The sequence below is a fragment of the Pseudomonas sp. PSPC2-3 genome (assembly GCF_049898265.1).
Lineage (GTDB): Bacteria > Pseudomonadota > Gammaproteobacteria > Pseudomonadales > Pseudomonadaceae > Aquipseudomonas > Aquipseudomonas veronii.
This window is the reverse complement of the sequence record NZ_JAFCXJ010000005.1, coordinates 22,227-42,857: the sequence shown is the minus strand read 5'-3', so window position 1 is coordinate 42,857 and position 20,631 is coordinate 22,227. Positions and strand designations below refer to the sequence as shown.

Annotated in this window: 22 protein-coding genes; all 22 read right to left on the bottom strand. The window is 63.7% G+C overall.

Annotation, left to right across the window (positions count from 1 at the left end; translation table 11 throughout):
• Positions 1-94: 94 nt before the first annotated feature.
• The 22 genes from hypE to ACP7E3_RS12725 all read right to left on the bottom strand — a co-directional run bounded on the left by hypE (position 95) and on the right by ACP7E3_RS12725 (position 20,373).
• Positions 95-1,162: a hydrogenase expression/formation protein HypE gene (hypE, locus tag ACP7E3_RS12830; RefSeq protein ID WP_046484092.1), complete on the bottom strand. Its 1,068-nt coding sequence runs from the start codon at positions 1,160-1,162 to the stop codon at positions 95-97.
• Complete coding sequence (gene hypD, locus ACP7E3_RS12825) at positions 1,159-2,295, bottom strand: hydrogenase formation protein HypD (protein WP_079443710.1); 1,137 nt, start codon at positions 2,293-2,295, stop codon at positions 1,159-1,161. Before hypD ends, hypE begins: the two co-directional genes overlap by 4 nt.
• Positions 2,292-2,525, bottom strand: a complete 234-nt coding sequence (locus ACP7E3_RS12820) for a HypC/HybG/HupF family hydrogenase formation chaperone (RefSeq protein ID WP_017845603.1) — start codon at positions 2,523-2,525, stop codon at positions 2,292-2,294. The genes hypD and ACP7E3_RS12820 overlap by 4 nt, the downstream gene beginning before the upstream one ends.
• Complete coding sequence (locus tag ACP7E3_RS12815) at positions 2,516-3,679, bottom strand: carbamoyltransferase HypF (RefSeq protein ID WP_426123263.1); 1,164 nt, start codon at positions 3,677-3,679, stop codon at positions 2,516-2,518. The genes ACP7E3_RS12820 and ACP7E3_RS12815 overlap by 10 nt, the downstream gene beginning before the upstream one ends.
• A complete protein-coding gene (gene hypB, locus ACP7E3_RS12810) occupies positions 3,672-4,685 on the bottom strand; it encodes a hydrogenase nickel incorporation protein HypB (protein ID WP_046383286.1) in 1,014 nt (337 codons plus the stop codon). The genes ACP7E3_RS12815 and hypB overlap by 8 nt, the downstream gene beginning before the upstream one ends.
• Positions 4,686-4,708: 23 nt before the next feature.
• Positions 4,709-5,056: a hydrogenase maturation nickel metallochaperone HypA gene (locus ACP7E3_RS12805; RefSeq protein ID WP_046383285.1), complete on the bottom strand. Its 348-nt coding sequence runs from the start codon at positions 5,054-5,056 to the stop codon at positions 4,709-4,711.
• Positions 5,049-6,131, bottom strand: a complete 1,083-nt coding sequence (locus tag ACP7E3_RS12800) for a HoxV (protein WP_046383284.1) — start codon at positions 6,129-6,131, stop codon at positions 5,049-5,051. The genes ACP7E3_RS12805 and ACP7E3_RS12800 overlap by 8 nt, the downstream gene beginning before the upstream one ends.
• Entirely contained in the window at positions 6,128-6,631 is a 504-nt protein-coding gene (hybE, locus tag ACP7E3_RS12795) for a [NiFe]-hydrogenase assembly chaperone HybE (protein WP_017845598.1), read from the bottom strand. Before hybE ends, ACP7E3_RS12800 begins: the two co-directional genes overlap by 4 nt.
• Positions 6,618-6,848 carry a rubredoxin gene (locus tag ACP7E3_RS12790; RefSeq protein ID WP_017845597.1) on the bottom strand — a complete coding sequence of 77 codons (231 nt, stop codon included), beginning with the start codon at positions 6,846-6,848 and terminating at the stop codon, positions 6,618-6,620. Before ACP7E3_RS12790 ends, hybE begins: the two co-directional genes overlap by 14 nt.
• A 7-nt stretch (positions 6,849-6,855) precedes the next feature.
• On the bottom strand, positions 6,856-7,749 hold the full coding sequence (locus tag ACP7E3_RS12785) for a hydrogenase expression/formation protein (RefSeq protein ID WP_426123259.1): 894 nt from the start codon (positions 7,747-7,749) through the stop codon (positions 6,856-6,858).
• Entirely contained in the window at positions 7,746-8,228 is a 483-nt protein-coding gene (locus tag ACP7E3_RS12780; RefSeq protein WP_017845595.1) for a hydrogenase, read from the bottom strand. The genes ACP7E3_RS12785 and ACP7E3_RS12780 overlap by 4 nt, the downstream gene beginning before the upstream one ends.
• Complete coding sequence (locus ACP7E3_RS12775; RefSeq protein ID WP_017845594.1) at positions 8,225-8,599, bottom strand: HypC/HybG/HupF family hydrogenase formation chaperone; 375 nt, start codon at positions 8,597-8,599, stop codon at positions 8,225-8,227. The genes ACP7E3_RS12780 and ACP7E3_RS12775 overlap by 4 nt, the downstream gene beginning before the upstream one ends.
• A gap of 1 nt (position 8,600) precedes the next feature.
• Entirely contained in the window at positions 8,601-9,236 is a 636-nt protein-coding gene (locus ACP7E3_RS12770; RefSeq protein ID WP_046484246.1) for a HyaD/HybD family hydrogenase maturation endopeptidase, read from the bottom strand.
• 20 nt (positions 9,237-9,256) lie between these two features.
• Complete coding sequence (gene cybH, locus ACP7E3_RS12765) at positions 9,257-9,940, bottom strand: Ni/Fe-hydrogenase, b-type cytochrome subunit (protein WP_046383281.1); 684 nt, start codon at positions 9,938-9,940, stop codon at positions 9,257-9,259.
• Between the two features lie 61 nt (positions 9,941-10,001).
• On the bottom strand, positions 10,002-11,858 hold the full coding sequence (locus ACP7E3_RS12760) for a nickel-dependent hydrogenase large subunit (RefSeq protein WP_017845591.1): 1,857 nt from the start codon (positions 11,856-11,858) through the stop codon (positions 10,002-10,004).
• A gap of 6 nt (positions 11,859-11,864) precedes the next feature.
• A complete protein-coding gene (locus ACP7E3_RS12755) occupies positions 11,865-12,965 on the bottom strand; it encodes a hydrogenase small subunit (RefSeq protein WP_017845590.1) in 1,101 nt (366 codons plus the stop codon).
• A 435-nt stretch (positions 12,966-13,400) separates the two neighbouring features.
• Complete coding sequence (locus ACP7E3_RS12750) at positions 13,401-14,456, bottom strand: HoxN/HupN/NixA family nickel/cobalt transporter (protein WP_057004039.1); 1,056 nt, start codon at positions 14,454-14,456, stop codon at positions 13,401-13,403.
• Between the two features lie 190 nt (positions 14,457-14,646).
• On the bottom strand, positions 14,647-15,972 hold the full coding sequence (locus ACP7E3_RS12745; protein ID WP_046383279.1) for a PAS domain-containing sensor histidine kinase: 1,326 nt from the start codon (positions 15,970-15,972) through the stop codon (positions 14,647-14,649).
• Between the two features lie 5 nt (positions 15,973-15,977).
• Complete coding sequence (nikR, locus tag ACP7E3_RS12740; protein WP_017845587.1) at positions 15,978-16,433, bottom strand: nickel-responsive transcriptional regulator NikR; 456 nt, start codon at positions 16,431-16,433, stop codon at positions 15,978-15,980.
• A gap of 12 nt (positions 16,434-16,445) precedes the next feature.
• The gene (locus ACP7E3_RS12735) at positions 16,446-17,903 is read right to left on the bottom strand and encodes a nickel-dependent hydrogenase large subunit (RefSeq protein ID WP_426123255.1); all 1,458 of its coding nucleotides are present in this window, start codon (positions 17,901-17,903) and stop codon (positions 16,446-16,448) included.
• A gap of 8 nt (positions 17,904-17,911) precedes the next feature.
• Complete coding sequence (locus ACP7E3_RS12730) at positions 17,912-18,916, bottom strand: HupU protein (protein ID WP_046484070.1); 1,005 nt, start codon at positions 18,914-18,916, stop codon at positions 17,912-17,914.
• On the bottom strand, positions 18,913-20,373 hold the full coding sequence (locus ACP7E3_RS12725) for a sigma-54-dependent transcriptional regulator (protein ID WP_017845584.1): 1,461 nt from the start codon (positions 20,371-20,373) through the stop codon (positions 18,913-18,915). The genes ACP7E3_RS12730 and ACP7E3_RS12725 overlap by 4 nt, the downstream gene beginning before the upstream one ends.
• Positions 20,374-20,631: the final 258 nt, after the last annotated feature.

The following is a 20,631-nucleotide window of genomic DNA, read 5'->3' as shown; positions in this document are numbered from 1 at the left end:
AGCCTTACCCCCCTGCCGACTTGGCAGGGTTGCGGAACGCATGGCGGCAACTGGAGGATGCCGCCGTTCGTTGCTGATTCAAGGCTTCAGGGCCTCAGCAGATTCTCGGCAGCTGTTCGCCCGACAACCAGTCCACCACCCTGCGCCCGCCGAATCGGGTCTGCATCTGCACAAAACCGTGGGCGTCTTCAAGGACCGTGCCGATACGCACCGCATGTTCGCCCAACGGGTTGAGGCGCATACAGTCGAGCAGCGGCTGGGCGTCTTCTTCGGCGCAGATTGCGATCAGCTTACCCTCGTTGGCGATGTACAGCGGGTCCAGGCCCAACAGTTCGCAGGCGGCTTCAACCTGCGGCAGCACGGGAATCGCCGCTTCGTCCAACAGCATGCCGACTCCGGACTGACCGGCAATTTCGTTCAGCGTGGTCGCCAAACCGCCTCGGGTCGGGTCGCGCAGTACGCGCAGGCCGGGAGCGACCGCGAGCATCTGCGCCACCAAGCCATGCAGCGCCGCACTGTCAGACAGGATTTCGGTCTCGAACGTCAGCCCTTCTCGCTTGGACATGATCGCCACACCGTGTTCGCCGATGCTGCCGGACACCAATATCGCATCGCCGGGGCGTGCGCGATGCCCGCCCGTGTCGACCCCGTTGGGGATAATGCCGATGCCGGTGGTGCTGATGAACACGCCGTCGCCACTGCCGCGTTCCACGACTTTGGTGTCGCCGGTGATGATCGGCACCCCGGCATCGCGGGAGGCGCGGCCCATCGACTCAACGATGCGCTTGAGGTCAGCGAGGGCAAAGCCCTCCTCGATGATGAAGCTGGCAGAGAGATAAAGCGGCCGCGCGCCGCCCATGGCGACGTCGTTGAGGGTGCCATGCACAGACAAGCTGCCAATGTCGCCACCAGGGAAAAACAGCGGCGACACCACGTGTGCGTCGGTGGCCATGACCATGCGTTCGCCGGGTTTGAGTTCCGGGCTGAAGGCGGCGCCATCGTTGCCCTGGCGCAACCACGGGTTGTCGAAGGCGGCGACAAATAGCTCTTCGATCAACTGCGCCGAAGCGCGCCCGCCAGCACCGTGGCCCATATCGACCACGCCGTCGCGAAAATTGAGGGGGCGTACATAACCGCGTTTTACGGGGGAACGGCCGGTCATACTGCAACAACCTCGATGTCTTTATAGCGCCCGTAGGCGTAATGAGCGGCGCAGGCGCCTTCGTTGGAGACCATGCACGAGCCCATGGGGTTTTCCGGGGTGCATACGCTGCCGAACAGGCGGCAGTCGGTGGGCTTTTTCTGGCCGCGCAGGATCGGCCCGCATTCGCAGGCTTTGTTATCGGCCACGGCGCGGTAATGCAGGTCGAAGCGTTTTTCTGCATCGAAGGCGGCGAATTTCGCGCGAATGCGCAAGGCGCTGAACGGCACCTCGCCAAGCCCGCGCCATTCGAAGCTCTCACGCAGTTCGAAGATCTCGTCCATCAAGGTCTGGGCGGCGCTGTTGCCATTGCGGCCGACGGCGCGGACGAATTCGTTTTCGACCTCGGCGCGCCCGTCGTTGACCTGGCGCACCAGCATCAAAATCGCCTGTATCACGTCCAGCGGTTCGAAACCGGCAATCACCACCGGCTTGCGGTATCGGCGGGCGAACTCGGCGTAGGGTTCGGAGCCAATGATAATGCTCACATGCGCCGGGCCGACGAAGCCGTCCAGTTCCACCGCCGCCGGATCTTGCCCGGGGGCCGCAAGGATATGCTCGATGGCCGCCGGGGTCAGGACATGGCAGCACAGCACGCTGAAGTTTTTCAGGCCGCGAGCGGCGGCGTCGCGGATCACCAGGGCGGTCGGCGGCGTGGTGGTTTCGAAGCCAATGGCCAGGAACACCACTTCACGCTCGGGGTTGGCCTCAGCGATTTTCAGCGCATCGCTGGGCGAGTAGATCATGCGGATATCCGCGCCTTGTGCCTTGGCGCGCAGCAGCGAGAGGCCACCGGACGCCGGCACGCGCAGGGTGTCGCCATAGCTGCAGAGGATCGCTCCGTCCTCCAGCGCCAGCTTCACCGCCAGGTCGATACGCCCAATCGGCAAGACACACACCGGGCAGCCGGGGCCGTGGATCATGCGGACATTGGCGGGCAGCAAATCGCTCACGCCGTAACGCGATATCGCATGGGTGTGGCCGCCACAGAATTCCATGAAGCGGTATTGGCGTTCCGGCCGGACTTCGTCGCGGATGCGCTCGGCAATGCGTTGTGCCAGTTCGCCGTCGCGGTATTCATCGATGTACTTCATAGGGCTTCCGGTTGCAGGCGGTCCAGTTCTTCGAACATGGCCAGGGTCCGCTGGGCTTCTTCGGGATCGATCAGGCCGAGGGCGTAACCGACGTGGACGATCACGTAGTCGTCGACCTGGGCTTGCGGCACCAGCGCTAGGGAGATTTCCTTGCGGATACCGCCCAAGTCGACGAGTGCGTTATCGCCGGCGCGCAATTCGATCACGCGTGCGGGAATGGCTAGGCACATGCTTGGGATTCCTTCAATGGCAAAGCGGGTTGGCGCTGCGGGTCGCGCCAGTGCGCGGCAACCCAGGCTTGACCCAGGGCCAGCCCGGCATCGCCGCACGACACAGCCTGCGCGCTGAAAACCGCTAAGCCCCTGGCGCTCAATCGTTGCGTGAGCCGGGCACTGAGCAGGCGATTGGCGAAGCATCCGCCCCCGAGCAGCACCGGCAGCGTGGTGGATTGGTGCTCGACCCAGTCAGCGAGAGCGGCGGCCAGCGTCAGGTGAAACAGCGCCGCGCCTTCTGCGCTGCGTGCGCTGTCGGCGAGTTCGAACAGGCGGGTCAGCAGCGGGAGCAGATCGAGCACGCCGTCAGCGCGGAGATGCCACAGGCCGTCGATGACGGGCTCGGCGTGGGTTGCCAGGTATTCAGCGGCCAGACGCTCCAGGGCAATGGCCGCCTCGGCCTCGAATTGTTGACGCACGCTGATGCCGAGAATCCCCGCAGCAGCATCGAACCAGCGGCCGGCGCCACTGCTCGGCGGGCAGTTGAGATTGCGCGCGAGCATCTGCGCGACAGTGTTCGCGCTTTGTTCGCCGACCAGCGGCCCGAGCCGCCTGAGGATTTCATCGTCGCGCCCCAGCAGGTGCAGCGCCGCGGCGGCCAGGCGCCAGGGTTCGCGGGCGGCCACATCGCCACCGGGCAGCGGCAGCGGCAATAGATAGCCAAGTCGGCGCCAGGCATCGCTGGCCACCCAGAGCAACTCGCCGCCCCAGGCTGCGCCATCGCTGCCAAGGCCCACGCCGTCCAGCGCCAGGCCGAGTACCGGGCCGTCGAGGCCATGTTCGGCCATCAGCGCGGCAATGTGCGCGTGGTGATGCTGCACGGCTACGGCGGGCACGTTGAGTTTTTCCGCCAGCGTCACCGCCAGTTGCGAGCTATAGAAATCCGGGTGCAAGTCATGGGCGATGGCTTGCGGCGTGACTTCAGCGCACGCCAACAGAGCGTCCAACGACGCCGCCAGGTCCAGGCAGCTTTGCGGGTCGCCCAAGTCACCGTGGAGTGGCGACCACAGCACCTGATCGCCCTGCAACAGGCAGGCGGTGTTCTTCAGCCACGCGCCACAGGCCAGCACCGGCGGCCAGACCTGCGCGCCGGGCAGTTTTTCGCTACGCATGCGGGGCCTCCACCTGAGCTTTGAGGCGGGCCAGTTCAGCTTCCAGTTCGGCGATGCGCGCGGCGCGGCGGTCAACCGCGGGGGCGCCGGCCAGCAACCAGTCGAGCCAGGCATCCAGCCCGGTGCCGTCGCGGGCGCTGAGCTGGATGATCTGGATCTGCGGGTTGACCTGTCGCGCATAGTCCAGGCAGCGCTGCACGTCGAAATCCAGGTGCGGCAACAGGTCGATCTTGTTGAGGATCATCAGGCGCGCTGCGGCGAACATGTCCGGGTACTTGAGGGGTTTGTCTTCGCCCTCGGTCACCGACAGGATCGCCACTTTGCCCGCCTCGCCCAGATCCCAGAGCGCGGGGCAGACCAGATTGCCGACGTTCTCGATGAACAGCATGCCGGCCGGCTCACCGCCGTCATGGGCGTGATGGCTGTGTTGATGCTGTTGAGTCTGTACGTGGGCGTGCGGCTGCTGATCAACGTGGCTATGCATAGGCGACTGATGCGTGTGACCGGCCGCGTGCAGCGCGTCGTGCAGCGGCAGGCGGCTGTAGGCTTCGGTGATCATCCGGGCATCGAGGTGGCAGCCTTTGCCGGTGTTGATCTGGATCGCGGGTACGCCGGTTTCGCGGATGCGCTCGGCGTCGTGACGGGTTTGCTGATCGCCCTCGATCACCGCCAGCGGCAAGTCGGCGCGGCGCTGGCGCAGGGCCATGAGGGTGCTGCACAACAGGGTGGTCTTGCCGGAACCGGGGCTGGACACCAGATTGAGGGCCAGTACGCCGTGGGCGGTGAAGTTTTCCCGGTTACGCGCGGCGTGCCGGTCGTTTTCGCCGAGGATGTCTTGCTCCAGGCGGATGGTGCGGGCCTGGCTCATGCCGGGCACTGAAACCCGCGCCTGACCCGCGCCGTAATGCAGGTCGCCGGTAGCGTCGACCTGCACATCGCTATCGGTGGCCGGAGCTTCGGTCTTGTCGTGTGAATGCCCGGTTCCGCAACCGCAGACGACGCACATGGTGTACCTCCAAAATCAAACGATTAATGATCCTCGACCTGCAGGTCGAGGATGCGCAATTCAGTCCCACCGGTGGGTTGCAGCCAAAAGCCGCCGCATTGCGGGCAGCCGGCGCCGCGCTCGATCAGCGGCACGCTGATGGCGCAATCCAGGCACCAGGCCTGGCCCGGGGGTTGTTCAATGTCGATTTGCGCACCGGCCAGCAAGGTGCCGGGCGCCAGTGCTTCAAGGGCGAAACGCAGCGCCTCGATTTCAACGCCGGCCAGCTTGCCGGCCTCCAGGCGCAGGCGGCTGACCCGCACGAACGGATCGCGCCTGGCCGCCGCCTCGACGGCGCTGAGAATGCCGCCCGCCAGACTCACTTCATGCATGAATAATGTCCTCGCTCGGTACGGCTTCAAGCTCAAGGGTGAAGCCGATGCACGGGTCGAAAGCCGCGATCAACAGCTCAGCGCGACGTCGCGTGGCCGGATCGCCGGCTGACATCGTCGCCAAACCCTGGGCCAGCGCGCCGTGGGGATGAAGGTTCCATTCGGTCGGCGCGATGACCTGATAGTCGCGGATCAACACACCGGCATTCATTCGCTCCAGACAGACCCGGTGCAACAACAGGCCGCGCGACGTTTCGCTCCAGGCCAACGCCTCGTCGGGCCCCAGCGCCAATGCGCCGAGTGCCAAGCCAGCGGGCTGTGGCAGCGAGAGCCGCGCCAGTTCGGCGAGGCGCGCGCCCAGACGCAGCCAGACGCTGGCGTAGCGTTGTGGGTCGGCCTCACGCGCGCGGGTCCAACTGCCCGTCTCACAGGGTAGCCCGAAGGCCACCGGATGCAACGCAAAATCGCTGGCCTCTCGCAGTTGGGCGGCCACCACCTGCAGCGCTTGGGTGTTGCCGGCCAGCGACAGGGCATGCACCGGCAGTTGCAGGGCGTGGGCATCCTCGCGGCAATCGGCCAGGGCGTGCGCCAGCCAATGATCGCTGCGCTGGCTCCACTCATCGAGCGCGCTGAACGGCTCGGCGTCCCACCGTTCAAGCCATTGCGCCACCGATTCGCCCAGCCAGGCGGCCATCGCCTGTTGCGGGGCGTGTTCCCAGGCATGCAGTAGGCTGAGATCGGGGCGCACCGACGGGTTACCCAGCAACCGCGGCCATTCGAGCAGCATACGCCGCACATGCTCGCGGCGGGTTTCGGCCTCCAGCATGCGCTGGGTGTTGGGGTCGATGGGGGTTTCGCCATGCAGTGCGGTGTCGACGGCCAACGCTGCGGTCAAGCGGTGCGCTTGCCCGCACAGGCTATAGAGCAACGGCAAGTGGTGCGCGGCAGTCTGTGGCGGCTGGCCGCGCAACAAGGTGGCGGCCAGCGCCGGACGCCCGCCGACAATCGCGGGCTGCTGACCGGGACGCACCCGCAATGAGCCGCCGAGCCGCGCCAAGCTTGCCATGGCGGTCATTGCGCGCCCCCGGACACGCGTCCGAACAGCAAGCCACGGCGGCTGATGGCCGGGCGTTCGGGTGCGCGTTCGGGCGCGTCCCGCAACAGCGCCAGCACCTGTTCGGCGGTTTGCCGGGCCGCGTCCTGATCGGCAAATTCAAACATCGGTGAAAACAGCGAACAGCTCTCGTAGCCACCGATGCCTTCGCCGTCTGCGCCAATGAAGGTCAGGCACTGCCCGCCAAATTGATGTTCGCCTGACGCCCCCTGGGCCAGGAGTGTGTCGCGGTTCTCCGGCAGCCAGATCAGGTTCATGAACCAAGGGCTGATCAGAACACCCAGCACCCCGGTTGCCGCGTTTTCCCCGGCGATTTGCGCGCTGAAGCCCACCGCCTCGACCGCCAGCTGTTGATTGAGAAACGGCAACCCGCGCATGCGTGTCTCGGCGATGCCCTGGAAGTGCGCGCACAGGGTTTGTGCCTGTTGCGCCGGGCCGTCTTGGCGCTCAGACAGGTTCATCGATCACCATGAACTGCTCGGCATCGCCATCGCAATTCGGGCAACGCCAATGTTCCGGCAATGCGGAGAACGGCGTACCCGGCTCAATCTGCCAGACCGGGTCGCCGTCGCGCGGGTCATACACCCACCAGCAGATTTTGCATTCCAGGCGGGTGGCGTCGCTGATCCGCGCGTTGTCGCCGCCGTAGCTGCCTTCGAAGCCGGTTTTTTCGTTCATCGTGACCTCACTGCCCTTCGAACCACTGGATAACGTCTTCGAAGCGCTCCAGTGAGTCGGCCAGGTCTTCGGGGGCGGCGCAGATCACTTCCGGCAGGTCGGTGATTTCGATGGTGTCGAGGATCTGCGCATCCTGTGAGTTGAAGTACGTGATGCGCCAGCAGTTCTGTATCCGGGTCGCGCTGATCAGGCAATTGCCATAGCCACGGGCCAAGGCGCGCACCGGGCCGGCGGGCAAGTAGGCGTCGAGGAAGGCGATGTCCTGTTCGGACAACGGCAGCAAGGTCAGGTTGATGACATGCACCTGATCGCCGGGTTGCCAGTGTTGGCTGCGGTCTTGTACCTCGGTCAGGATCGCCGGGGCGTTCATGACGCCCAGCGGCAACGCTGACGACAAGTCGAAATCCGCCGGTCGGGCCGCCGCGCGGGCATTGCCGCGCAGTTGCGAAGGCGCGGCGCCCACTTCGACGTGATCGTAGCCCTGGCCGTAGATGCGCCATACGCCGGCGAAGATCGATTCCTGGATACGCAACGACGGCTGCGCGGCAATGATCGCGCTGACCTCGCCTTCGCCCAGCAATTGGTCGAGCAGCTTGCGGTCGCCTGTTTCCAGGCCACTGAGGTCGACACTTTGCGTGGTCAGGCCGTTATTGCAGTCGCGCAGGCATTGCAGCAACGCTTGCAACGCGTGCCGCGCACCGGGCAGCGCCGCAAGCTCTTCAGGTTCGGGCAGCACCGGAATGCTATGGGTATACATGCCCTGAGGCATGCTGATGTATTCGAGCACGTCCTCATCGTCGGGTTGCGAGCCGGGGCCAATATCCACCACGGGGATGTAGCTCAGCGGATCGAACTCCACGGCGTGGCTTTGTGCATCGCGGTGATTGGCATCGTGGTTCATTGGCAACCTCCGGGGGCGCTGACCGGGGCACCGGCAAGCAATGGAATGCGCGCGTTGCTTTGGCTCACGGCAGCTTCCGCCAGGCGCAGGTATTCGTCCCAGTCGAGCATGCCGCTGAAGGTGCTGACGTAACCCGCATCGCGCAGCCACACCAGCGACGGCCAGCGGCGCACGGCAAAGCGCGCGGCGATGGCTTCTTCATCGGCGCGACCGACCACGCCCAGGCGCAGGCTCAATTGGTGGCGGCGCGCGATTTCCACGCGCAGTTCCGGCAACACCACGGCCACGTCCAGGCATTCGGGATGGCGTACCGGGTCACCGCACAGCAGCAACAGGCAGTCGCCCCCTTCGGCAAGCCAGGCATCGAGGTTGTCGGCGTCGATCCAGGTCGCGTCGAATTGCTCCACCAGCCGGCTGATCAAGGCCGGGATGGCGGGTGTCACGGGAATGGGCGCCATGAAAACAGCGGAGTCGCTCATGTGGGGTCCTTGACTGACGGTTGAGGTGGGGTGAGCGCGGCAGGCGCAAGGGGTGGCGACGCGTGGCCCAACAAGGCCGCCAGTTGCTCGGCGTTCATGGCCGAGGGCAGGCTGAAACCCGGCACGCTGTCGGGCTGCGGGGCCGTGCCGAACAGGGCCGCTTCGAGCAGGCGCAGGGTGGAGTCGATTTCGCTGGCGCGTTGGGCGTCGAGGCGTTCACGGGCGGCGTCGAGAAAGATCAACAGCCAGTCGCCGACCGCACACGGGCCGACCAGTGACAGGTCGATACGGCGTTCTTCGCCGTGGCGGTCGCGGCAGCGGGCGAAGCCCAACTCGGCCGCGATCACTTGCATGGGCAATCCGATGCACATATCAGGCGCGCCTGGCGAGGATGCGTTCGTCGCCGATCCGGCAGGCTTGCTGTTCGGACGGGCGTTCGTTTTCGTAGCGTTGCAGCTCGAGGTGCGGCAGGGTCACCGCCTCTTCACCCGCGAGTGGCGAGGCGCGCTTGTGCGGTGCCGCGCCCCAACCCTCGAGCACGCGCAGCGCCTCATCCAGCGCACCTTCCATGGCGGCCCTGACGCTGGGGCGCAGGCTGCCGCCGTAGTCCATCATGTTTTCCGGCTGGCAACCGATCAGCAGCACGCGTGTCGGGTAATGGCCGGTCAGTTGCGCGAGCATCAGCACCTCCTGAAAGCCGGTCTGGTGCAGGCTGAGCTTTTTGATGCCGAGGAATTTGGGGACATCGTCGTCGGCGATGAACTTCAGTTCGCCAGGCGCGAGGTTGTAATCCACGGCGTCGAAAATCAGCAGGTAATCGGCTTGCTGGACATGCTGGATCAAGTACAGGCCTTGCGTGCCGCCATCGATCAGCGCCACGTTGTCGGCGAACTCATAACGCTGTTGCAAGGCTTCGACGCAACGAACGCCGAAGCCTTCGTCGGCCCACAGGAGATTGCCGATGCCCAGCACAGTGATCTGCGGCAGTGTCGGTTGGAGAGGACTCATGGCGGTTTCTACCATTCTGGTCATTTTTTAAAGGTCTTGTAGCCGGAAATCATTGCCCCGACCAAGCTCAGGCGCCCGTTGATTTCTTCGCGCACGGCGGCATAGATGTGGAACATGACGAATAGCACAATCACCCACATGCCCAAGTGATGCAGGACATGCACATTGTTGGATTGCCCCAGCAGCGGCAGTACCCAACCGAAGGTGCGTTCCTGCCAGGAGCCCATTTGCGCGCCTTCGCCATACAGCGCGAAGCCGGTCAGGATCATGAACAGCGAGGACAGCAAGAAGATGAAAAACATCGCGAAACGCGACAGCGGGTTGTGGCCGAACATCGGTTTTGGCGTCGGCCCGATGAACAGGTAGTAGCGCACCCAAGCGAGCATGTCGGTCCAGTAGACCTTGCTGGTCAGCGGCACCGAGAACAGTTCGCGGGCGTGGTGATTGCCCACCAGCGCCCAATAGGCGCGCCCGATCATGGCGATGGTGAAAATGTACGCCGCGCTGAAATGCGCAAAGCGGATGTAGCCCATCACGAAATGGTCGCTGGCTTCGCCCGGTTGGGTCGCCAGCGGCGAACCGATCAGGTAGCCGGTGATGGCCAGCACCACAATGCAGGCGGCATTGATCCAGTGCCACAGGCGCACGGGCGCCTCGTACACGTATTCCGACGCGTCGAGGGGGCTTTGAGTAGGTTGGGTCATAGCGTCACCTTTGGATGGGCAGGCGCCGTGGCGCCTGCCGAATGCAGCGTTGAACAATCGATCAACTGACCTTGACTGTGCTCAGCTCCGCGCCGTCCTCGCTCATCACGTGGGTGGCGCAGGCCATGCAAGGGTCGAAGGAATGCAGCGTGCGCAGGATTTCCACGGGCTGATCGGGGACGGCCACCGGCGTGTTCATCAGCGCGGCCTCGAAAGCACCGATCTGGCCCTTGGCGTCACGCGGGCTGCCGTTCCAGGTGCTGGGCACGACGCACTGGTAGTTCTCGATCTTGCCGTTCTTGATCCGGATCCAGTGGCCGAGTGCGCCGCGTGGCGCGGCAACGATGCCGACCCCTTTGGCCTCGGCAGGCCAGGTGGACGGGTCCCATTTTTCGACGTTGGCGGTGGCACGGTCGCCGTTGCGGATATTGGTCATCAACTCGTTCCAGTCGTCGACCATCATTTCTGCGCAGTACTCGGCTTCCAGGGCGCGGGTCAGCGTTCGGCCGATCGTGCTGGGCAACAGTTGCTTGGCACTGAGGTTGGTTTCCGCCAGGCCCAGGGCTTTTGGCAAGTCGAGGTTGACGGCTCGCAGCGAACCTTCCAGTTGTTCCTTGACCCGCTGGCAATGCGGGTTGCCTTTGAGGGCATGGGCATAGCCCAGGATGTAACGCGCCAACGGCCCGACTTCCATGGCATGACCGCGCCAGCGCGGCGATTTGACCCACGAATATTTGGCGCTTTCGTCGACTTCTTCGATGTTGGTGCGGGTGCCCTTGGTCTTGGCGCCCAGCTCGTAGTTCGGCTCGGTGATGCCGTCCCACGGGTGCAGGCCCTTGTCGTTGTCCGGGTAGTTGTACCAGGAGTGGGTCACGAACTCTTGCACTTGCTCGGGGTCGCGCGCGTCGACAGGCAGGATTTCGTCCCAGTTACCGTTGAGGATCGCCCCGCCCGGCAATTGGTTGGTGCTGTCGTCGTAATTGACCTTGGCGTAGGTGCCGTAATCCATCACGTTGGTCGCCGACAAACCGCCGCCGTGCAGCCAGCCTTTTTGCTTGTAGATAGTGCCAATGGCCAGCACGTCCGGCACATACACGTTGCGGCAGAAGGTCAGCGCTTCGTCGATGCGCGCCCGCACGAAGTTCAGGCGTTCCATATTCAACGGCGCACCGGCGGCCAGGTCGCCATCGATATTGATCGCGCAGGGCACGCCGCCGACCAGGTAGTTGGGGTGCGGGTTCTTGCCACCGAAGATGGTATGGATCTTCACCCACTCTTTCTGCAGGTCGAGGGCTTCAAGGTAATGGGTCACGGCCATCAGGTTGGCTTCAGGCGGCAGTTGGTAAGCCGGGTTGCCCCAGTAACCATTCATGAACGGCCCGAGCTGACCGCTTTCGACGAACTTCTTCAGACGGTTTTGCACGTCGCGGAAATAACCCGGCGAAGACAACGGGTGAGCCGGCGAAACGGTCTGCTGCAATTCCGAGGTGCGCTTGGGGTCAGCCTTGAGCGCAGACACCACGTCCACCCAGTCCAGTGCATGCAGGTGGTAGAAATGCACGGCGTGGTCATGGACTTGCAGGGTCTTGGCCATCATCTCGCGAATCAAGTGCGCGTTCGGCGGGATGCGAATGCCCAGCGCGTCCTCTACCGAGCGCACCGAGGCCAGCGCGTGGCAACCGGTGCAGACGCCGCAGATGCGCTCCACGAATGCCCAGGCGTCACGTGGGTCGCGGCCCTTGAGGATGACTTCGAGGCCGCGCCACATGGTGCCGGTGGAAACGGCGTTGCGGATAACGTTGTTGGCATCGAGGTTGACCTCGACGCGCATGTGGCCTTCGATACGGGTCACAGGGTCGACAACGATACGTCGGCCTGTGTTGTTGAGGTCGAAACCCTGAGTCGAATAGGTGCTCATTGGTGCTTATTCCTGTCTTGTCGCTGGGGCGTCGGGCGAGGTAGTGGGCGCTTTGCCGTTGCTGGCGCGTTTGAGGGCGGTGACGGCAGCGTGGGCAGTGATCGCTGCGCCGACGGTGACGCCGGCAACCAGGCCGATTTCGTCCGCGTTCGCTTCAACGCCAAACTGGTTGATGCCGCTCAAGTGCTGATAGAACGAGCCCTTGTCCCAGAACCCCTCCTCCGAACAACCGATGCAGCCGTGGCCGGACTGAATCGGGAAGCTGGTGCCGCCATTCCAACGCACGGTCGAGCAGGCGTTGTAGGTGGTCGGGCCTTTGCAGCCGACTTTGTAAAGGCAGTAGCCCTTGCGCGCCGCGTCGTCGTCCCAGGACTCGACGAACTGACCGGCGTCGAAGTTCGGACGGCGGTAGCACTTGTCGTGAATGCGCTGGCTGTAGAACATTTTCGGCCGGCCCTGACGGTCCAGCTCAGGAATGCGGTCGAAGGTCAGCATGTAGGTGATCACCCCGGTCATGACTTCGGCGATCGGCGGGCAGCCCGGCACTTTGATGATCGGTTTGTCGGTGATGACCTTGTGAATCGGCACCGCCTGGGTCGGGTTCGGCTTGGCGGCCTGTACGCAGCCCCAACTGGCGCAGGAGCCCCAGGAAATGATCGCCTTGGCATCGCGTGAAACGCGCTTCAACTGCTCGACGAAGGGCTTGCCGCCAATGATGCAACTCATACCGTCCTGGTTCAGTGGCGGGTTGCCCTCGACGGCCAGGATGTAGTTGCCCTTGTACTTGGTCATGACCTCGTCAAGGATCGCCTCGGCCTGATGCCCGGCGGCGGCCATCAAGGTGTCGTCGTAATCCAGGGAGATCATCGACAGCACCACGTCCTTGGCCAGCGGATGCGCGGAGCGGATGAATGACTCCGAGCAACAGGTGCATTCCAGGCCGTGCAGCCAGAGGACTGGCGTGCGTGGCTTGTTCTCCATGGCCCAGGCGATTTTGGGCATGAATGCCGGGCCCAGCCCCAGCGACGTTGCGGTCAAGGAACAAAATTTGAGAAAGCTGCGGCGCGAGATGCCTTGTCTGCGCATCACCTCGTAAAACGTTTCCATTACTTTATTTCTCCTCCCCGAGAAGGTGCTTCAACGGGGGCTGCACTCGGTGTGTTGGAAATCTGTGCCCGACCAGGTGAGTCAGGCGCCATGCCGTCGGCTACAAAGGCCATCAGTTCTATGGGGTGTTGAGGCTGCAGCCTGGGCATGATTGCGACGGCTGCTGGAAACATGCGGGTAACCCATGACGTTCAGTTATCTGGTAAGTACAAGACCTGTGCCATTTCGCCGCGGTGTAGATAAATTGCTTACTAATTAATTTATCTATCTGTTTTTAAAGGACTTTTACTTTTTTACCGAGCGCATTGAGACACCTTGTAACAAACCTAAGCTGGAATGTTTGTTTCCACTATTTATGCAGCCTGGAAACCATATGTCCGGCTTGGCAAGTGGCTGGCGAGAGAACCTCGCCAGGCGCTGAAAGGAAGAGAAGGCTCAGGCGGGCGTCGCGTCCAGGCGGTCGTAGCCCTTGAAGCGGTAGAACAACACGGAAACGGCCCAGGTCAGGATGAATATCCCGACGATCAGGTAGCCGATCATGCCGAAGTTGTCGGTCAGCGCAGTGATGAAATCCCACACACCGCCGTGCAGATCCCAGCGCGCCGCGATCAGCCCGAGCACTTCCACCCCGCCCACCAGCAATGCCACCAACACCGACATGGACGTGATGGTCAGGTTGTAATAGAGCTTGCGTGCCGGGTTGACCAGTGCCCAGTGGTAAGCACCGGTCATCATCACGCTGTCGGCGGTGTCGACCAGCGCCATGCCGGCCGTGAAGAGCGCCGGGAACACCAGAATCGACCAGATCGGCAGGCTCTGCGAGGCTTGCACCGCAGCGATCCCCAGCAGGCCGATTTCCGTGGCGGTATCAAAACCCAGGCCGAACAGCAGGCCCAGCGGATACAGGTGCCAGGGACGGCTGATCAGGCGGAACAGCGGGCGCAACAGTCGGGCGATGGGGCCACCGCCGGTGAGTATCGCGTTCATTTCTTGCTCGCCGATCCGTTCGCCGCGCCGCACGCGGCCAAACGCCTGGTACACCGAGCGCAGGATGAGCAGGTTGATCAACGCCACCAGCAACAGGAAGGCGGCAGACACCGAGGTGCCAATCAGCCCGCCGAGGCCGTGAAAGGCTTCGATTTCGCTTTTGAACGCCGTGGCCGTCAGTGCGATGCCGAGCGAAGCCAGGATCACCACGGTGCTGTGCCCGAGCGAGAAAAACAGGCCGACACTCGCGGTCTGCCGGCCTTCCTGGATCAGCTTGCGGGTGGCGTTGTCGATGGCGGCGATGTGATCGGCATCCACGGCATGGCGCAGGCCGAAGCTGTAGGCCAGAAAGGCGGTGCCGAGCAACAGCGGATAGTCATGGAAGGCCGTGAAAGCCCAGGCCCAGGCCAGCAGGTTGGCAGCGACCAGGCCGGCGAAAATGGCCAGGACGCGATGTTTGAACGTCAAAGGCGCACGAGTCGGTGAAACAGGATGCAAGGGCATGCGAACTCCAGAAAGATGGGTTCAAGTATGAAGAAACGAAAAAACCTCATACAAACCCTGTGCCAGTTTGCGTGCCGAGTACCATTCAGGCGTGGTCGGGCGCTCGCAGAACATGGCGGCTGGACAGTGACTGTCCAGCCGAGCCGATAACTGGACAATGAGCTTCCAGCGCCGCTGCCGGATTATCGGCTCAGGCGGGCCCGGCTTCGGGCAGCGTCACGGTGAACTGCGCACCGCCCTCGGGGTGATTGGCGGCCACCATCCGACCGCCACAGCGTTCGATGATGCCGTAGCTGATCGACAGGCCCAGGCCCGTGCCTTTGCCCACGGACTTGGTGCTGAAGAACGGGTCGAACACCTGGCTCAGGTGTTTCTCTGCGATGCCCGCACCGTTGTCGCGTAAACGCAGGGTGACCCAGCCCGGCTCCTGGGTCACCTCGATCCAGACTGTCGGCAAGGCCTGGTTGGCCGCTTGCGCGGCATCGTAGGCGTTCTGCATCAGGTTCATCAGCACTTGCAGCAGTTGCCCGGCATTGCCGCGCACCGGCGGCGTGTCAACGGCCTGCCAATGCACCTGCAGATCGGGCGCGACGCCACGGCAGACCCAGTGGATGGCGCGCTCGATGACGTCATTGAGGTCGACCTCGCCCAGCGCTTCACGATCCACCGCCGAGAAGCGCTTCAGGGCGCTGACGATGTCGGCGGTGCGTTGCGCGCCTTCCATGCTGCCCTCGATCAACGACGGCAAATCGCTCAGCAGCGGATCGATGCGTAGCTGTTGGCGCAAGGCTTGAAGACCGGCGTGCGACTCGCCGCCGTGGACCGCTTGCAGGTACTGCTGCAGGCGTTTGCCATAGCTGTCGAGCACATGCGCGTTGGCCAGCACGAAGCTGATGGGGTTGTTCAGTTCGTGGGCGACACCAGCCACCAGGCGCCCCAGCGAGGCCATTTTTTCCGCGTGCAACAGTTGCTGTTGAGTGCGCTTGAGCGCCTCGTGGGCCTCGTGCAGTTGGCGATACGCGTGCTGGAGTTCGCCCAGCGGTCGCCCCACCAGCACGTGCCCGATAAAGCGTCCGTTGCCCGTGCTGCGCACGGTGCAACTGACGTCCACGGGCACCGGCGCGCCGTTGACATCCTTGAAGTTGACCTCCAGCGAGGCGCTGGCGTTGGGATGGCGCAGGCTGGCGAGGGTCTGGCGCAACTGGGTTTCACTGTGGGGGTCGGCCAACAAGACATAGGCCGGGCTGCCGGACAATGACTGTTCATCACGGCCGACCAGCGTGCGCAGCGCGCTGTTGCTCTCCTCGATGCGCCCTTGCGGGTCGCAGGCCAGCAACACGTCGGACATCGACGACAGTAACCCGGCGATGAACTGCTGCGACTGCTCCAGTTCGACGTTCTTCTCTTCCAGGGCGATTTCATCTTGCACCAGCTTGGAATAGACCTCGTCCATCCTCGCGATGACTTCGATCCAGGCGTCTTCGTCGAGGCTGCCGGGTGGCGGTTTACGGGCCATGGTCGTCAGCTTTTAGGGTGCAGATGCAGGTGGCTGTGGACTTGCTCGTGGCTCGCACCCTGCTCCACCGGGATCAGGTTCAGCGAGCCATGACGCACGCCGCGTTCGGCGCACACGCGATGGGCGAAATCGCGCACTTCATCGGACGAGCCCTTGAGCATCAGGCTTTCCAGGCAGTTGTCGTGATCCAGATGCACATGCTGGCTGGCAATGGTCAGGTGATGATGCGCGTGCTGCAGGTCCATCACCCGTTCGGTAAGGGTGCGCGAATGGTGATCGTAAACGAAGCTCAGGTTGGCCACGCAATGCGGCGCCTGGCCTTGTTCCAGGCGCGCCTGTTCGATATGCCGCCGCAAAATGTCGCGCATGGCCTCGGAACGGTTGTGGTAACCCTGGTCGCGAATCAGCGCGTCCAGTTCCTCAGCGAGGCCACGGTCCAGGGAAATGGTCAGGCGTTCCATGGGATTTCCTTTTCAATGCACCGTGCAAACCATGCACGGGTCAAAAGAACGAACGATATGTTGCACCGCTACCGGGCTTTTTTCGCCGGGTAGCACGGGAGCACCCTGCAAGGCTTGTTCCAATGCCCCAGGCTGGCCCCGGGCATCGCGTGGCGAGAAGTTCCAGGTGGTCGGGGCGATGATCTGGTAGCGGGCGATTTTCCCGTGCTCCACCTCCAGCCAATGCCCCAGTGCGCCACGTGCCGCTTCGGTCAGGCCGACCGCGCGGCCTTTGTCGGGTAATGCTGCGGCGCGGTAATACGGCTCGCCGGGGCGCAGGGCGATCAACCAGCTTTCCATCAGCGGCACCACCTGCGCCAACTCCAGCAAACGCGCGAGCAGGCGGGTATAAACCGTTGCCGAACAGCGTGCCACGGCATCGCGCAGCAGCGCTTGGCCGGCAATCAACTGACGCGCAATGGCGCCGGTTTCCAGCACCGCGCCGGCCAGGCGCGGGGCTTTGTTCCAGGTATACGCGTCGGTTTTTTCCATCAACGGCTGGGTTTGCCCGTCGGCCGGGTGGCGCGGGCCGCCAGCGTCGTCGAGCCAGGCATGCGCGCTGTCTTCGCGGATATCGTCCAGGTCCAGCGCTTGCGCACACTGGGTGACGCCATTCCACAGGCCGCGCGGGAACACCATCGAGCCATCGGCTCGCGGATACGCCCCGTAGGAAAGATACAGCCCCGGCCCCGGCCCCAGATGCTCAAGCCCGGTGTCCAGGGCGATTTGCAGAAATTGGCGGAAATCGCCCTGCCCCAGCGCTTCGGCGTGCCATGCCCAGAGCTCGCTTTCGCTGGTGAAACCATTGATACGCTCCAGCGGCGCGGCGAACAGCTCGCTTTCCAGAAACTGCCGGAACTCGCGAACGCGGGTCAGCAGGCGCAGGCGCTCGGCGGCATCGATGGCGCGGGTCGAGCCACCCGGTTGGATCGAGCCGGTGTGCGGCCACTTGCCGCCCAGTGTGCCGATCAAATCCAGCCAGCGTTTGCGCGCAGAAATGGCCAGGCGCTGCTGGCTGCCCTGAAGCGGGGTAAAGCGCGCCACCGCGTCTGGATACCAAGGGCGCTCGGCGTACACCGGGCGCACGAAATCCGGCATGAAAAACAGGTAGAAATGACTCAAGTGATCGGCGAGGTTTTCGGTGGCGGCCATCAGGTTGATTGCCAGCAGGCCGTTGTCCGGCGGCTGTACACCGGCCAGCCCGGCCAGGGCGCGGGCGGCGGCGATCGATTGCGACACCGAGCAGATTCCGCAGATGCGTGGCGCGTAGGTCAGCGCATCGAGCGGTGCGTGTTGCAGCAGGATTTGCTCGAAGCCACGGTACATGGTGGCGTTGACCCGTGCCGAACGCACATGACCATCTTCCACGTCCAGTTGTACTTCCAGATCGCCTTCAACCCGATTAAATGGGCCGACCACCAAACGTGACATGCAAACTCCTAACGGCGGGGGGTGCGTACCGACGGCGCGATCAGCGGGTGATCGGACGTCGCATTCTGTTTGACGCGCTTGGGGGTGGCGGACTTGGACAGCGCCGACAGGGCGACGAACCAGGCCTTGGGCATGTCGATGGGCAAACCGATGGGAATGCCCGCCAGCTTCGGCGTGCGCTGAAACGCGTGCCCCGGTTCTTCGAAGCCCGGGGCGGTGCAGTTGATGCAGGCAAACCCGCCACGGGTACACGAGCCCTCGCCGTTCCACAGGCGGGTATTGCAGTCGCCGTGGGCCTGGGTGCCTTTGCAGCCGAGGTTTTCCATCATGCAGCCCAGGTCCGAGGGCTTTTCCGCACTGGCTTTGTATTCGTAGAACTCATTGCGCGTGCAGCCCTGATGCACCAGTTGGTCGGCGTAGAAACGCGGGCGCCCGATGACGTCCAGATCGGCCTCGGCGAACAGCCCGGCGGCCAGCGCCATCAAGGTGTCGGTCACCCAGCCGGGGTGCGTCGGGCAACCGGCCACGTTGATCACCGGCAAGCCGCGCAACGACCGATAATCGGCACCCAGCAGGCCGCCGCGATGCTCACCGTCAAATTGCAGGCCGCAGGCGTCGGTCGGGTTGCTGCCCGCAGCGGTGATGCCTCCGTAGGCCGCACAAGTGCCGATGCCCAAGGTGTATTGGGCCACCGCCGCGAGTTTGCGCACCCAGTCGATCATCGGCGCATCGGTGCCCGCCAGCATGTGAAAGCGCCCGGTGCCGTGCGGGCCGCGCAGCAATGAGCCTTCGATGCACAAGGCATCGAGCCGGGTACGACCTTGCAGGCAGTCCTCCAGGATATCCAGCACCTGATCACCGCTTTCAAGGGACAGCGATGGATGCCAGAGCAACTCAATCCCCGCACTGCGCCACATCGCGGAAAAATCCTGGGTATCGGCGCACAGCAAGGACATGTTGCAACCACCGCAACCGCCCGATTGCAGCCACAGCACTCGGAATGGGGTGTTCATCGGGCTTCCTCCAGGCCAAGACGGCGCAATTTCTGGCGCAGGCCCACGCGCGACAAGCCCAGTTCACGGGCCGCATGGGTTTTGTTCCAGCGGTGACGCAGCAGCGATTCCTTGAGTATGGTCGCTTCGATAGCGTCCAGTTGTTCTTGCAACGTGCCCGTGGGGGGCGACAGGCGTATGTCGTTGGTGTTGCGTCCCTGGCCCTGCATGACGCGCCAGGAAAACGAATGAGCACCGATTTGCGAGCCTTCCGACAACGCAGCGGCGCGGTAGATTTCGTTGCGCAACTCGCGAATATTACCGGGCCACGGGTAACCGATCAGGCTCGCCAGGGCGTCGTCGGCGAAGTGCAGGTTTGGCAGGTCCAGTTCCAGGCGGGCATCGTCGAGCAGCTTTTTGGCGATGGGCATCAGGTCGGCGGTGCGCTCGCGCAACGGCGGCAAGCCCAGGCTGACCGTGGACAGCCGGTAATAAAGGTCGCTGCGAAAACGTCCGGTGGCGACATCCTGCTCCAGGTCGCGATGGGTCGCCGCGATCACCCGCACATCGACCCGTACCGTGCTCGAGGCGCCGACCGGGCGCAGTTCGCCCTCTTGCAAGACGCGCAACAACTTGACCTGAAAAGCCGGCGAGGTGTCGCCGATTTCATCGAGTAGCAAGGTACCGCCATTGGCACGCTGGAACAGCCCGATGTGATCCTGATGCGCGCCGGTGAAGGCGCCGCGCTTGTGCCCGAACAGCTCGGACTCCAGCAAGGTATCAGGCAGCGCCGCGCAGTTCTCCATGACAAAGGCATTACTCGCACGCGGGCTGGCGTAATGGATGGCGCGGGCCAGCAGTTCTTTGCCCGTGCCCGATTCGCCCAGCAGCAGCACCGACAAATCATAGCGGGCGACCCGGGCGGCCAACTCACAGACCGCATCCAGCGGGCCGCCGGGGCTGCGCACGATGCGCGAGAAATCGAAGGTGTCGCGTACCCGCTCCAGGGTTTCGCGGCTGCGGCGACGCAGCGCTGGCGTACCGGCGCGCAGTTCCAGGTCCAGCCGCTGCATATGGTTTTGCAACGATTGGCTCTCGACCGCATTGCGCACGGTGTTGAGCAGGTTTTCAGGCAGCCAGGGCTTGAGCAGGTACTGATAGATACCGGCCTGATTGACGCCCGCGATGATGTCTTCCGAATCGGTGTAGCCCGACAGCACGATGCGGACCACCCCCGGCCAGCGCTCGCGCACTTCCTTGAGAAATTCGATACCGCTGACATGGGGCATGCGCTGGTCGCAGAGGATCACCGCGACCACATGCTGTTCCAGCAGTTCGCGTGCTTGCCCGGCCGACTCGGCCAGCAGCACCTGGAACTCCTGATCGAGTACCCGGCGTAACGATTCGCGCGAACGCAGCTCATCGTCCACTACCAGGATCATGGGCAAGTCGGATTGCGAGTCGAATGGGGAGGTCATGAGTCAGCGAAAGGCCGATTATTGAAGTTCATTGCAACATTATGTTGCTGCAAGTCATGGCGTCGATGGTAGCACGGTGCCAAAAGCAGACGAGGGTTTTCCTTCTGAGGAGGCCGCCCTGTTCAATTGTTTTCTGGTCTGCCTCGTCGCCTTCGTCAGCAAATTCCCAGGAGGCTATGGCGCCGGGCGCAGCGCAGCGACCAGCCGAAGTTCATGCCCACAGCCGCCAGCAGGATGGCGCTGTACAGCAGGGTCGAC